Source organism: Streptomyces virginiae, assembly GCF_041432505.1.
GTDB classification, from domain to species: Bacteria; Actinomycetota; Actinomycetes; order Streptomycetales; family Streptomycetaceae; genus Streptomyces; species Streptomyces virginiae_A.
On record NZ_CP107871.1, the window covers coordinates 6,621,411 to 6,634,457 of the forward strand.

At 74.6% G+C, this 13,047-nt stretch carries 13 protein-coding genes; 5 read left to right on the forward strand and 8 right to left on the reverse strand.

All coding sequences use genetic code 11. The annotated features are described in order from the left end of the window. Positions 1-25: 25 nt before the first annotated feature. The 4 genes from OG624_RS30710 to OG624_RS30725 all read right to left on the reverse strand — a co-directional run bounded on the left by OG624_RS30710 (position 26) and on the right by OG624_RS30725 (position 5,170). A complete protein-coding gene (locus OG624_RS30710) occupies positions 26-1,693 on the reverse strand; it encodes an alpha/beta hydrolase (protein ID WP_371640059.1) in 1,668 nt (555 codons plus the stop codon). Between the two features lie 133 nt (positions 1,694-1,826). Then, positions 1,827-2,891 carry a TIGR04222 domain-containing membrane protein gene (locus OG624_RS30715; protein WP_371640060.1) on the reverse strand — a complete coding sequence of 355 codons (1,065 nt, stop codon included), beginning with the start codon at positions 2,889-2,891 and terminating at the stop codon, positions 1,827-1,829. Then, complete coding sequence (locus OG624_RS30720) at positions 2,888-4,240, reverse strand: DUF692 domain-containing protein (RefSeq protein WP_078909139.1); 1,353 nt, start codon at positions 4,238-4,240, stop codon at positions 2,888-2,890. The genes OG624_RS30715 and OG624_RS30720 overlap by 4 nt, the downstream gene beginning before the upstream one ends. A gap of 177 nt (positions 4,241-4,417) precedes the next feature. Further along, positions 4,418-5,170, reverse strand: a complete 753-nt coding sequence (locus OG624_RS30725; protein WP_051763024.1) for an aminoacyl-tRNA hydrolase — start codon at positions 5,168-5,170, stop codon at positions 4,418-4,420. A 71-nt stretch (positions 5,171-5,241) separates the two neighbouring features. Here OG624_RS30725 and OG624_RS30730 point away from each other — a divergent pair, with 71 nt between their 5' ends. The 4 genes from OG624_RS30730 (at position 5,242) to OG624_RS30745 (ending at position 8,021) form a co-directional block, all read left to right on the forward strand. Beyond that, on the forward strand, positions 5,242-5,916 hold the full coding sequence (locus OG624_RS30730; RefSeq protein ID WP_161291988.1) for an AIM24 family protein: 675 nt from the start codon (positions 5,242-5,244) through the stop codon (positions 5,914-5,916). Next, positions 5,913-6,722, forward strand: coding sequence for an ATP-binding cassette domain-containing protein (locus OG624_RS30735; protein ID WP_371640061.1), 810 nt, complete (start codon positions 5,913-5,915; stop codon positions 6,720-6,722). Before OG624_RS30730 ends, OG624_RS30735 begins: the two co-directional genes overlap by 4 nt. Further along, on the forward strand, positions 6,719-7,369 hold the full coding sequence (locus OG624_RS30740; RefSeq protein ID WP_371640062.1) for an ABC transporter: 651 nt from the start codon (positions 6,719-6,721) through the stop codon (positions 7,367-7,369). The genes OG624_RS30735 and OG624_RS30740 overlap by 4 nt, the downstream gene beginning before the upstream one ends. Positions 7,370-7,523: 154 nt before the next feature. Beyond that, positions 7,524-8,021: a hypothetical protein gene (locus OG624_RS30745; RefSeq protein ID WP_371588678.1), complete on the forward strand. Its 498-nt coding sequence runs from the start codon at positions 7,524-7,526 to the stop codon at positions 8,019-8,021. 47 nt (positions 8,022-8,068) lie between these two features. Here the strand turns inward: OG624_RS30745 and OG624_RS30750 are convergent, their stop codons facing one another. The 3 genes from OG624_RS30750 to OG624_RS30760 are packed head-to-tail and all read right to left on the reverse strand — an operon-like array spanning position 8,069 to position 11,672. Next, on the reverse strand, positions 8,069-9,055 hold the full coding sequence (locus OG624_RS30750) for a TolB family protein (RefSeq protein WP_371640063.1): 987 nt from the start codon (positions 9,053-9,055) through the stop codon (positions 8,069-8,071). Continuing rightward, positions 9,052-10,314 carry an MFS transporter gene (locus tag OG624_RS30755; RefSeq protein ID WP_352163025.1) on the reverse strand — a complete coding sequence of 421 codons (1,263 nt, stop codon included), beginning with the start codon at positions 10,312-10,314 and terminating at the stop codon, positions 9,052-9,054. The genes OG624_RS30750 and OG624_RS30755 overlap by 4 nt, the downstream gene beginning before the upstream one ends. Continuing rightward, positions 10,314-11,672, reverse strand: coding sequence for a discoidin domain-containing protein (locus OG624_RS30760; protein ID WP_371640064.1), 1,359 nt, complete (start codon positions 11,670-11,672; stop codon positions 10,314-10,316). Before OG624_RS30760 ends, OG624_RS30755 begins: the two co-directional genes overlap by 1 nt. Positions 11,673-11,915: 243 nt before the next feature. Between OG624_RS30760 and OG624_RS30765 the strand changes: the two genes are divergently transcribed. Then, a complete protein-coding gene (locus OG624_RS30765) occupies positions 11,916-12,113 on the forward strand; it encodes a hypothetical protein (RefSeq protein WP_033217723.1) in 198 nt (65 codons plus the stop codon). Between the two features lie 19 nt (positions 12,114-12,132). Here OG624_RS30765 and OG624_RS30770 read toward each other — a convergent pair whose 3' ends face one another. Continuing rightward, positions 12,133-13,038 carry a polysaccharide deacetylase family protein gene (locus OG624_RS30770; RefSeq protein ID WP_106971331.1) on the reverse strand — a complete coding sequence of 302 codons (906 nt, stop codon included), beginning with the start codon at positions 13,036-13,038 and terminating at the stop codon, positions 12,133-12,135. Between the last annotated feature and the right edge of the window lie 9 nt (positions 13,039-13,047).

The window sequence follows — 13,047 nt, forward strand, 5'->3', positions numbered from 1 at the left end:
GCAGCCGGAGATCCCGCCCGGAAGTTCAGACGACAGGCGGCAGCAGTGCCCTGTGGGTGCTCGCTGCCCGGTCGTCCAGCGACACCGGTGCGGGCTCCGGATGCGGCGCACACGTGACACGCCACCCGGGGGTGGCGCCCGTCAGCAGATACCGCTCCACGTGACGGTCGACGCAGCCGTTGCGGCCGCCGACCACTCCGTGGGAGCCGGCCCCCGTCTCCGTCACCAGCGAAGCCCCCGCGCCGAGCCGCCGCTGCAGTTCCAGCGCGCCCGGGTACGGCGTCGCCCCGTCCCGCTCCGCCGCGACCACCAGGGTCCCGGGCAGCCGCTCCGGCTGCGCCCCGACCGCCACCGGCCGCTGCCGCTCCCGTACCGGCCAGGAGGCGCACGGGAGGTTCAGGAAGGCATTGGCCCAGGTCTCGAACGGGGCTTCGCGCGCCAGCTCGGTGTGGTCGCGGTCCCAGGTCTCCCAGTCCGCGGGCCAGGAGGCGTCGTTGCACAACACCGCCGTGTACACCGCCGTCGCGTTCTCCGCCTCGGCCGCCGTCCGGGGGTCCGGGGCTGCCTGGGCGGTCAGTCGCGCGGGATCGCCGCGCAGGAAGGCCGCGAGGGCCGCCGCCCGGTCCGGCCACACGTCGTCGTAGTACACGGCCTGGAGGTAGGCGGCCCGCAGTTCGCCGGTGCCGACGACCCCGCCCGCCGGAGTACGGGCCACCGCGTCCCGCACGCGCGCATAGCTCGCCTGCACCGCCGCCGGGGTGGCGCCGAGGCCGTACGTGGCGTGGTGCCGGGCCGCCCAGGCGCGGAAGTCGTACCAGCGGCGCTCGAAGCCGGCCGACTGGTCGAGGTTGTTGCGGTACCAGACGCGGCGCGGGTCGGGGTCGACCGCCGAGTCCAGGACCATCCGTCCTACGCGCCCCGGATGCAGGGTGGCGTAGACGGCGCCGAGGTAGGTGCCGTACGAGGCGCCCATGAAACTCAGCTTCCGCTCACCGAGCGCGGCCCGCAGGACGTCCAGATCGCGGGCGTTGTTGAGCGTCGTGTAGTGCGGCAGGGCCGCGCCGGCCCGCCGCGCGCAGCCGCGGGCGTAGGCCCGGGCGGCCGCCAGACGCTGCGTCTTGTACACGGGCGAGGGGTCGGCCGGGACCTGGGTGGGACCCTTGGCCCCCCGGGCGGGGTCCTGGCAGGAGAGCGGGGCGGAGCGGCCCACGCCGCGCGGGGCGTAGCCGACCAGGTCGTAGGCGGCGGCGATCCGCTCCCAACCGGGGAGGTCGGCGAGCAGCGGGAAGTACATGCCGGAGGCTCCGGGGCCGCCCGGGTTGTGGACGAGCGCGCCCTGACGGACGGCGCCGCGGGCGCCGGTCGCGGCGACCTTGCTGACGGTGAGGGAGATCTGCGGACCGTCGGGGCGGGCGTAGTCGAGCGGGACGCGCAGGGTCGCGCACCGGACCGGGGCGGGCAGTTCCTCGGCGTCGGGGCAGCGGCGGAAGTCGAGGCCGCCGCTGCCTTCGGCCGTGGCCCGGGCCGCCGCGCGGCGGGCGACGAGGGCGGCGCCCGCGGCGGCCTCGGTGGCCGTCCCGTCGGTATCGCCGGTGGGGCCGGGCGGGCTCGGCCGCGCGGCATGGGCCGGAACGCAGAGAAGGACGGAGAGCGCCGCCCCGGCCGCCGCCCGACCCGCGAGTCCCGTCCGCATGGCGGCCCCTTCCTCTCCTCCGATGAACAGATGAGAGGTCGGGGCGCCGTCCTTGTAAAGGATCACCGGCGGGTGTCGGCGCCGATGGCCCCGTTGCCGCGGATTCCGACCCCGGTTGCCGTACGCCCGGCGGTCAGGAACTGCTGCCGCAGCTGGAACTGGACGAACTGCCGCAACTCGACGAACTGCCGCAACTGGAGCTGGAGGAACTGCCGCAGCTGGAACCGGACGAGCCGCCGCAGCCGGAGCCGGACGAACCACCGCAGCCGGAGCCGCCGCCCGAGGACCCGCAGCCCGAACCACTGCCGCAACTGGAACCGCCACCACCACCGTCGCTCCCGGCGCACCAGACGATCGGCAGCACCTCGGCCCCCGACCACTGAGAGGAGCTGTCCGTGCTGTGGGAGCGGGTGGAGCGGGTGTGCGACTGGGCCGCGGCCAGCCGGGTGCCGCGCACCGCGGGCACCAACTGCTGCCGCAGATACGGGTCCCGCAGACCCCGGAGCCCGAACAGCGCCGTCTGCACGTGCGGGGCCCGGTCGTTCAGGTGGGCGGAGCGGATCGCGCGCAGCGCCCGCGCCCCGGCCTTGGTGACCCGGCTCTTGGCACGGGCCGCGCAGACCAGGCCGACCACGATGCCGCCCACCAGGACGACCGCCACCTTCCCGATGAACGGAACCCCGGAACCGGAATCGAGGGCGAGCGCCACGACGGTCAGCACCAGCGACACCGGGAACAGCAGCAGCGCGCACACCACGGCCTGGATCAGCCCGTGGCGGCGCACGCGGCGCAGCCCGGATCCGGGCGGGGTGATCAGCCCGCGGTCGGCCAGCGCGCCCCCGATCTCCTGCACGGCCGGGTCGCACATGGCGCCGTAGCGCACCTGGTAGAGCCATCCCGAAGGCGCCGCCCGGTGGGCCTGGAGGACGGCCCGCTCGGCGGGGTCGACGGCCCGTGCCCCGGGGCGTACCTGGACGATGCCCGGGCCGCCGGCCACCAGCCGGCCGTCGCCGAGCATGGAGACGAGCGCGGCGTCCACGACGGTGCCGGGGCCGCCCACCAGGAAGGCGGCCTCGGACAGGTCGTGCAGCACGGGCGGGGGTCCCGCGGGCGCGGACCGGGCGCCGCGAAGCCTGACCATCAGCAGGACGGAGGAGAGGAAGACGGCGATCCAGATCGCCACGGCGAGGAGGTTCATGCGGCTCTCCCCGACAGCGTCCGGGCCCAGCGCACGATCCGGCGGGGCGGTTTGGCCCCGGCCCGGTCCCGCCACCAGAGGGTGAGCCGACGCCGGGCGGCCGGATCGGCCGGCAGGTCCCGGATCAGCAGGTCCTCGGCGAAGTCCAGCGCGTCCCGACGGTATCCGGAGGTCATCGGGCGGTCCTTGGCGTAGGAGAGGAAGGCCTCACGGTACGGGTCCGGGCCGCCCAGGATCACGGGCAGCTCGGGAGCCACCTTCGCGACCACGTCGGCCCGCTTGGCGGCCAGGGCCCGGGCCTGCACCCGGATGCGCCGGCGGTCGAAGCCCTCGGGTACGGGGGTGCCGGCCACCAGCGCCGACAGCAGCGCGGCCTGGACGAGCGCCACCCGGGTCCGGGTCGACTCCGCGACGGGGCCCGACTCCGCGACCGGATCCAGCTCCGCGACCGGGTCCGGCTCGGCGATCGGGTCCGGCTCGGTGCGCGCCGCGTCCGCGGACCCGGCGGTGATCGGGGCCGCGGGCGCGGCCGGTCCGGCCGTCACCACGGCGCGGATCGCGGCCAGCTCGCCCGCGAGCTCGGCCTCCGAGGGGAAGTCGTCGTCCCGCTCCAGCAGGACGCCCGCCGGCTCCACCCGCGAGCGCAGCTCGGCCAGCAGGTCGAGGACCACCGGCGGGACCGGGTGCGCGTGGGTGTCGTGCCAGACGCCGGCCCGCTCGATCCCGCCCGCCACGTGCACGTACGCCAGTGCCTCCAGCGGGATGGCGTCCAGCACGACGGCCGGGTCCTCGCCCCGGTTGACCCGGTTGGTGTGCAGGTTGGCCACGTCGATGAGCAGCCGGACACCGGTCCGCTCGACCAGCTCCGTGAGGAACTGCCCTTCCGTCAGCTCCTCGCCCGGCCACGCGAACAACGCGGCGATGTTCTCCAGGGCGAGGGGGACCGGCAGGGCGTCCTGCGCGATCCGCACGTTCTCGCACAGCACGTCCAGCGCGTCGCGGGTGCGCGGTACCGGCAGCAGATGCCCTGCCTCCAGCACCGGCGAGGAGGTCCGTACGAAGGCGATGTGCTCGGTGACGAGCGGCGCCCCCAGCGCCACCGCCCGCTCGCCGAGCGCCGCCAGCTTCGCCGCATCGGGGCGGTCCGCGCCGCCGAGGCCGAGCGAGACCCCGTGCGGCACCACGCGCGTGCCCCGCTCGCGCAGTCGCAGCAGGGACTCGGGCAGGTGGCCCGGACATACGTTCTCGGCCACCACCTCGACCCAGTCCAGGCCGGAAAGCCGCTCGACGGCGTCCGCGATCTCCGGCCGCCAGCCGATGCCCACCCCCAGGTGTGCCATGGGCTTCATGTCCCCTCGCCCCCTCTCGTCGTACCGTGTGCCGGTGTCATGGCCCCGACGGAGTCGCGCCAATCGCTGGAGGGGACGTTCAGAGGAACATTTGAGGTTCCCACCGGCCGGGGAACCTCGTCGGAGCCCGCCCCGCGGAGCTCGACCCGGCGGAGCCCACCCCTCGGAGTTCGCCCCTCAGGGCCGGGCCCGCAGCGCCGGATGGTCGGCGACCACCGTCGCGCTGCCCGGTGCGATCTCGGTGAACCCGGCGTCCCGGACCACCGGCAGCCCGCTCCCGCTCAGCTCGGCCCACCGCTCGCGCGGGGCCGTCCGTACCGCCAGCCGGAAACCGGAGTCCTGCCAGGCGGCCCGCTCCGCCCCGGTCAGCTCCCACCACGCCAGCTGCGCCGCGTGCCCGACCTGGGCCATGGCCTTGCCGGCCGACATGTCGAGGCCGGGGTTGAGCCACAGCACCGGCAGCCCCTGCTCCACGGTGGCGGCGACCGGCTCCGGGTCGTCCAGATCGGTGCCCGACACCTGGAGCTTGGCCAGCTCCTTGGGCCACCCGTCGAGGGGCACCGGCGGGAAGACCCGCACCAGCGCGCCGTCCCCCGCCACCGTGACGCCCGGCAGGGTCTCGGCCTTGCGCCACTCCGCCCCGCGCGCCCGCCGGACCACCTTGCGGATCCGGGCGTCCTGCCAGTCGCGGACGGCCTGGGCCCATTCGCCCTCGCCGTGCGCCCGCTCGTCGGTGAGCAGGACCAGTACGGCGCGCGCCGCCGTCTCCAGGGCGTCCGTCCGGGCGGGCGGTTCGGCCTTCTCGATCCGCACCACCAGCGGCAGCACGAACTGCGGTGCCTCGTCGCGCAGTACGTGCTCCTGGCGGAAGGGGCTGTCCGCCCCGACCGCGGGGCGGCCGGAGATGTCGTCGGTGTGCTGGCTGCTCATCCCGCCAAGGATGCCGGCCTCCGCCTTCAGGCTGATGCCCCGGGTGGTCGGCCCGGGTGAGGATCGAAGCCATGAAGAGTGATCTTTTCGCGTCCGAGAACCTCGCCCGGCCCGCCGTCGCCCCGGGCATGACCCTGCAGAACGCCAAGTCCGTGAAGTACACCGTCAACGGTGAGATGCTGGCCCGCCAGGGCTCGATGGTCGCCTTCCGCGGCAACCTCCAGTTCGAGCGCAAGGGACAGGGCATAGGCGGCATGCTCAAGCGCGCCGTGACGGGCGAGGGCCTCGCGCTCATGTCCGTACGAGGCCAGGGCGAGGCCTGGTTCGCGCACCGGGCGGGCAACTGCTTCATCATCGACTTCGAGCCGGGTGACGCCCTCACCATCAACGGCCGCAACGTGCTCTGCTTCGACCCGACCCTGTCCTACGAGATCAAGATGGTGAAGGGCGCCGGCATGACCGGCGGCGGACTCTTCAACAGCCTCTTCACCGGCACCGGCAAGCTCGCCGTCGTCTGCGACGGCCACCCGATCATCATCCCGGTCACCGCCCAGGCACCCGTCCACGTGGACACGGACGCGGTGGTCGGCTGGAGCGCCCAGCTGGAGACCGGCCTGCACCGCTCCCAGTCGGTCGGCTCGATGATCCGGGGCGGCTCCGGCGAGGCCGTCCAGCTGAAGCTGAGCGGCGAGGGCTTCGTCATCGTCCGCCCGAGCGAGGCCGTCGAGACGGCGACCGCGCATTGAACCTGACGGCCGTGGGCCGCCGCTACGGACGGCGCCGGCCCTGGGTGCTGCGCGGGATCACACTCGAACTCCCGCGCGGCGCCCTCGTCCGCGTCGAAGGTGGCAACGGCGGCGGCAAGTCCACCCTGCTGCGGCTCGTCGCCGGGATCGAGGCCCCGACCGAGGGGCGGGTCGCCGGCCGCCCGCCGCGCACCGGCTACGTACCCGAACGCTTCCCGGCGGCGCTGCCGCTCACGGCCGCCGACTACCTGACCCACCTGGGGCGGGTGCACGGCCTCCCGAGCGCCGAGGCGGCGCGCCGCGCCGCCGACGGGCTGGAGCGGTTCGGCGCCGCCGCGTACGCCCGCACCCCGATGGCCGAGCTGTCCAAGGGCAGCAGCCAGAAGGTCGCCGTCGCACAGGCCCTGCTCGCGGAGCCGGGGCTGCTCGTTCTCGACGAGGCGTGGACCGGTCTCGACGCGTCCGCCCGGGCGGAACTGGACCGGGCCGTCCTCGAACGCACCGCCGCCGGAGGGACGGTGGTGTTCGTCGACCACGACCCCCGGCGTCTCGCGGGCGCGGCCGTCGCCCACCACCGGCTCGAAGGCGGGGCGCTCGTAGCGGTGTCGGCGGCGGCCGGGCCCCGGGTGCGGATCCACGCCGTCGGCCCGCCCGGATGCGCACCGCCACCGGACCTCCCCGCTTCGCCGGCACCCGGCGGCGGAGTGCTGCTCACCGTCGACGCCGAACGCTCCGACGTGGTCCTGTACGACCTGCTCACCGCCCGGCCGCCCTGGCACATCCGCGCCGTGGAGGAACTCCCGTGACCGCCCTGCTCCGCTACCAAGGCGCCCTGCTGCTGCGCTCCCAGCGCTGGCTCGCGCCCCTGATCGCCTACGCCGCCCTCGTGGCCGTCGGCATCCGGCCCGGCGACCCGGTGGCGGACTCCCTCGGGCTCGTGGCCGCCGGTCTGGTCCCGGCCGCCGCATGGCTGGTCCGGATCTGCGTGAGCGTCGAACCCGACGCGGCCCGCGCCTGCACGGCGGCCGCCGCCGGTCCCGTACGTGTCCACGCGGCGGCCCTGCTCACCGCGTCGACCGGGGCGCTGCTCGCCGGAGCCGCGGCCGCCGCCGTGGCCCTGCTGACCGGCGACCGGTCCGGCACGGACCCCGGCCGGGCCGCCCTCGCCGGGGCCCTCGCGGTGGCGGCCTGCGCGCTGACCGGCGCGGCCGTGGGAGCCCTGTGCAGCCGGCCCCTGGTCCGACGCCGGGGCCACGGGATTCTCGCGGCGACCCTCGGCTCCCTGCTCGCCCTGATCCTCGCGGTCTCGCCGGCCCGCGGCGCGGTGTCCGCCCTGGTCACGGCGGGCCGCTCGGGGCCGGTACCCCTACCGCTCACGGCCCTGGCGGGCGCGCTCCTGCTGGCCGCCGGGGCGGGCGCGGCGGCCTGCCTGGTCGCCGCGCGGCGGAGCTAGGCAGGCGGCCGCCATTCGAGGCCTCTCGCGACTCCGAAGAGTGATGATATGTAACTTTCGGTGAATGTCCGTTCGTGGGCGGGGATGTCCGTTCCCGTAGATGTGGCCGCTCCGTGTGTACGACGGAGGGCCTCCCCTCCAGGAAAGGAAGCACATGAAGAAGCTGGCTTGGGCTGCGCGGGGCATGTCGGCCGTATCGGGAGCGGTCCTGCTCGGGACGCTCATGGCCCCGTCCGCGGTCGCCGACGACGGCCCGGGAAGCACCATGGATCCCAGTAGTTCCATGGTGGCGGGCAAGAAGTGCGGCGCACGCGACGTCAGCTCTGCCGCTCCGGACTTCGTCGCCTTGAGCGGCGTGGTCTTCCGCGTCGCGAGCGACGCGCAGGGGAACTCGTTCCTCAACGACAGCCGGACCCCGGGCGTGTGGATCAACCTCGGTGCTCTCGCCGGCGCGCCGACGTGCGTCATCGGCACCGCGACCTCGGTCACCGAGGCTGCGGTGGGTCGCCTCGTCGTCACGCTGCTGACCGAGAACGGGGCACAGCATGAGGCCGTGTGTACCACCAGCAGCACGGCGTTCACGCCGTCGAACATCGTGGCGGCGTGCGGCAGCGGGTTCTCGCTCCTCCCGAACACCCCCGTCATGAGGTAAGGCCAGGACTGCGAGGGGTGTCGTGCCGACAAGCGGCGCGGCACCCCTCAGTCCACGTCGGCGGGGGAGGAGCCGCCCGGGACGAGGAGGGCGGGTTCGCCCGTGCCGTCCGCCGGGGTGGACCAGATGTCGCTCGCGCGGCCGTCCTGGCCCGGTAGGGCGTAGGCGAGGGTCGCGTCGTCCAGCCACGCGGCCTGGTCGTCGACGCTGTGCGGCTCGGCCAGTGGGTGTTCGCGCATCGTCGCCAGGTCGAGGACGTACAACCGCCACGGTGCCCGGGGATCGTCGGAGACCTTCTTCTTGAAGGCGACGCGGGCGCCGTCCGGTGACAGGGAGGGGCATTCGGCGTTCTCCCGCAGCGCCTTCGCCGACCAGGCGCGCAGATCGCCCTCGACGAGGTGGGTGGCGCCCCGGGTGGAGACGGTGGCGTAGAAGCGGTTGTCGTCGGCGGCGAAGGTCACGCCCCAGTAGTTGACGTCGGAGTCGTGGTGCCGGGCCCCGTCGAGGGTCAGCGGGATCTGCTCGATCGACTTGACCAGATAGCCGGTGCGCAGGTCCAGGATCGCCGTCCGGGTGGAGAACGCGGCCGTGTTGTAGGAGTCGCCGGTCGTGAAGGTGGTCCAGGACAGGATCTGGCCCGAGGCCGAGACGCGGGCCCGGTTCGGGATGCCGGGCACGGTCACCTTGCGGACCTCCCGCAGGCGTCGGTCGAGTACGAGGGCCTCCGTACGCGCCGGCACCCCCGGCAGCTTGCGCAGGCACAGGGCATGGCCCCCGGCGGTGTGGAAGCGGTCGCAGGACGGGCCGCCGGTCACCCGCGGGAGGCCCGGGCCGCCTTGGCGCGCGATCCGCCCGCCGGCCGTGTCCCGGAAGTAGAGGCCCGGCTCCAGGGCGCCGAACGAGGCGTCGGCCTGCTGTGCGGGCGGCCGTTCGCGGTGCCGCGCGTGCAGGACGTAGCCCAGCGAGCCGCCCGCCAGCAGCAGCACCGCGGTGACGACCAAGGCCAGGCGCAGCCGGCGGGACGGGGGATTCACGGGACCTCCTGGGGAGCGGCGGGCGCGGCCGGAGCGGCGGGCAGGATCCGAGAGGCGGCCGCGAGCGCCCCGGCCAGCGCGAGGGCCGCGGCCCAGAGGGCGGGCCGCTGCCCCCAGAGGGTCCACGCCGCCCCGAAGCCGGCGGCGCCCAGCAGCCGGGCCAGCGCCTGGCCGGTCTGCAGGACCGCGAGCCCGCCCGCCCGGCCGGCCGCGGGCAGCGCGGGAGCGGCGAGCGCCATCAGCACCCCGTCGGTGGCCGCGTAGAAGATCCCCAGCAGGGCGAGCACCCCCACGACGGTCGGCACGCGGACGGGGGCGAGCAGCAGGGCGTAGGCGCCGAGCAGGGCGCAGTGCCCGAGCAGGAAGGCCGTCCGGCGGCCGGTCCGGTCGGCGAGCCGGCCCGCGGGGACGGCGAGCAGCAGGTAGACGGCGGCGGCCCCGAGCGGCAGCAGTGTGAACAGGGCGGGCGGCAGGTCGAGTTCGCGCAGGAGCAGCAGGTAGAGGAAGGCGTCGCCGATGGTGGTGGCGCCGAGCAGGGCCGAGGCGTACAGCACCCGGCGGAACACGGGGTCGCGCAGGACGGGACGCCGCGGCGGGGGAGCCGGGGCCGGGGCAGGCCCGGGCGCCGCCGGTCCGGGCGCCGCCGGGACGTACGCGACGAGCAGCAGCACGCCGAGCAGGCCGATGGAGAAACTGACGGCGAACACCGCGTCGTAGGCGTCGGCGGTCGCCCACAGCACGGCGAACGCGGCGAGAGGCCCCAGCAGGGCGCCCGTGGTGTCCATGGCGCGGTGCACGCCGAAGGAACGGCCGAGGCTCTCGGGGGGCCCGCTGAGCGAGATGAGGGCGTCGCGCGGGGCGGTTCGGACGCCCTTGCCCAGCCGGTCGGCGGCGAGCGCGGCGGCGATCCCGGCGGTGGCGCCGCCTGCGAGCAGCAGCCCGAGCCGGGAGAGTGCGGAGAGCAGGTAGCCGGCCCCGGCGACCCGCTTGTGGTGGCCGCCCCGGTCGGCGAGCCGCCCGCCGAGCAGCCGTACGAGGGCCGTGGCCCCGTTGAACATCCCGTCCAGGAAGCCGAACTGGAGGGGGGTCAGGCCCAGGCCCAGGACGAGGTAGAGGGGCAGCACCGCCGTGACCATCTCGGATGAGATGTCGGTGACGAGACTGACCGTGCCGAGCGCGAGGACGGCGGCGGGGACGCGCCGCCGGACCCCTGGGGGTCGGGGCGGCGCGTCCGGGCGGCCGTTGGCGGCCAGGTACATCAGTGGCAGCTGTACTTCGGGCTCGTGTCCTTGACCTGGCCGTCGGTGGCCACGTAGGTCCATCCGTAGCCGGAGTCGGTGAAGTCCAGCTTCACCACGCCGTACGGTCCGCTGATCCGCTTCTGGCTGTTGGGCTGGACCTCCTCGATCGGATAGGGCTCGGCGCCGCCCATCCCGCCGACGATCTCCACGATCCCGTCGGCCGTCGCCCGGCCCTCGGGGTCCTGCGGGGCGAACCGTTCGTAGTGGTGGTCGTGCCCGTTCAGGACCAGGTCGGCCTTGGCGGCGTAGAGGATCTTCCAGACCGGTTTGGAGACGGGGTCGTTGCCGTGTCCGCCGGAGGAGTACAGCGGGTGGTGCCAGTAGGCGGCCACGCACGGCCTGGTGTTGGAGGCGAGGTCGGCCTTCAGCCAGTCGATCTGGGCTGCCTTGTCGAAGGAGTTGGAGTCGAGGGCGACGAAGTGCCAGTTGCCCTCGTCGAAGCTGTAGTAGCTCTTGCCCTGCGGGTAGGCGATGCTGCCGAAGTACGACTTGTACCCGGCGAGCGGGCCGGCCGGGTCGTACGTCTCGTGGTTGCCGGGGACCGGGCGGGTCTTGGCCTTGAAGGCGCCCCAGCTCTTGTCGTAGTAGGCGCGGTAGTCGGACAGCCGGGCGTCGTCGTACTGGTTGTCGCCCATCGTCAGATAGAACTTCGGGTCGATGCGCTGCGCGAGCGCGGCCGTCTTCGGGTGCGCGCAGCCGCTGTCGGACGCCGTGCACTGCGCGGCGATGTCGCCCGCCGCGACGACCGTGAAGGAGCCGCCCGGCGGCGGCCCGTCCCCGACGGTTCCGTACACCTCGGCCTCGAAGAGCGAGTAGCCGTACGAGGTGCCGCGCGCGGTGCCCTGGACCCGCAGGTAGCGGCCCTTGCCGGACAGACCGGTCCAGTCGTCGACGCCGCCGTTGCCGGCGCTCTCGACGGCGATCGGGGTCCAGGCGGCGCCGTCGGCGGAGACCTCGACGCGGTACGCCTTGGCGTAGGCGGCCTCCCAGGTGAGCCGGACCCGCGAGACGGTGGCCCCGGCGCCGAGGTCGACCCGGATCCACTGCGGGTCCTTGCCCTCGGCGCTGGCCCAGCGGGTGGCGGGGTCGCCGTCGAAGGCGTTCCTGGCGCCCAGCGAGGAGGACTCGGTGGAGGAGGCGGTGGCGGGCTTCCCGCGGGATATGAGGGGGTCGGCGGCGGCCCCGGCCCGGCCGGGCCAGGCCAGGAGGAGCCCGCCGACGAGCGTGAGTGCGGCGAGGCCGGTGAGGCCGGTGAGGAGGAGGGTGCGGAGTCTGCCGCGTAACAGAGGGGGTTGAGCGGAGGCGTTCAGGCGCATACCTGGAACTCCCTGCCTTGAGGGGCGGCGAGAGCTGGACACTGGCGCGGGACGCCGCACCCGCCCGCGGACGCGCGGGGGCGGCGCCACGGCGGCCGGGTCAGAGCTCTCACTGAGCGCGTCATGCCCGTGGGGGTGGGCACCGCGCCAAGCCGCCGCCCGGGACACTAACAGGAAGGAAAGTTTCCTACCAGTACTCGCGCACCACGTGGCCGAGAGCCGTCGACCGGTAGGCTCGTCCGCATGGACCGGTCGGACGAGACCCCGTCGTACTGCCCCGCACCCGCCGCACCCGTCCCGGACGGCCGGGTGGCGGGACCGCCCTACGCGGACTGCCTGCAGTGCGGCAAGCCCACCGAGTACGGGGTCGCCACCCCGGGCGTGGTGCTCTGCCCCGTGTGCGAGTGGCAGGAGGCCCAGCGCACCGCCTGCTCGGGCTAGGCCCGAGGGTGCGTCCCTGCTACTTGCCGATCAGTTCGGAGACCTTCACGAACCGGTAGCCGCGCTTGCGTAGTTCCGGGACGATCCGGCGGACGGCCTCCTCCGTGACCGGGGCCGCGCTGCGCGTGCAGTGCATGACCACCACCGAGCCGGGCTTCACGCCGTCGAGCACCTGCTCGGCGACGGCGACCGGGTCCTTTGCGAAGGCGTCCCCGCTGACCACGTCCCACTGGACGGCCGTGACCTTGGCCGTGGACAGGGCTCGCAGCGCCTGGTCGTCGTAGCAGCCGCCGGGGAAGCGGAAGTACGGGACGGTGTTGACGGCGCCCGCCTGCTTGAAGGCGGCGAAGGCCCGGTCGACATCGGCGCGGGCGGCCGCGCCGTCGAGTGCCGGCAGCCCGTAGCAGGGGGACGTGAAGGCATGGTGGCTGTACGAGTGGTTCGCGATCTCGAAGTTCGGGTCGGTGCCGATCGACTTGGCCTGGTCCGGGTACTCCTCGGCCCAGCGGCCCGTCATGAAGATCGTCGACGGCACCTTGAGGGTGCGCAGGGTCGAGATCAGCGCGGGGTTGTCGAAGTGCTCCCCGTCCGCGGCGCGCGGCCCCTGATCGGAGGTCATGTCGGCGTCGAAGGTCAGCGCCACGGTCTTGTCCGTCCGCTGCTTCGCCCGTTCGAAGACGGGGGTCAAGCCGTTCGGGCCGGGCGCCATGGTCGGGGGCTTGGCGGGTGCACCGGCCTGCGGGGACGCGGCGGGCGCTCCGGCGGCGGACGCCGAGGTGGAGGCGGAGGCCGAGGCGGCGGGGGTGCCCATACGGGCCTCGCGGCCGGCGTCCGGCGCGCCGGCGCCGCCCCCGCATCCCGCGAGCGCGGCGCCGAGCACCGCTGTGGCAGCTGCGGCAGCTACTTTGCGTACGGAATTGGTCACGTACGTAAA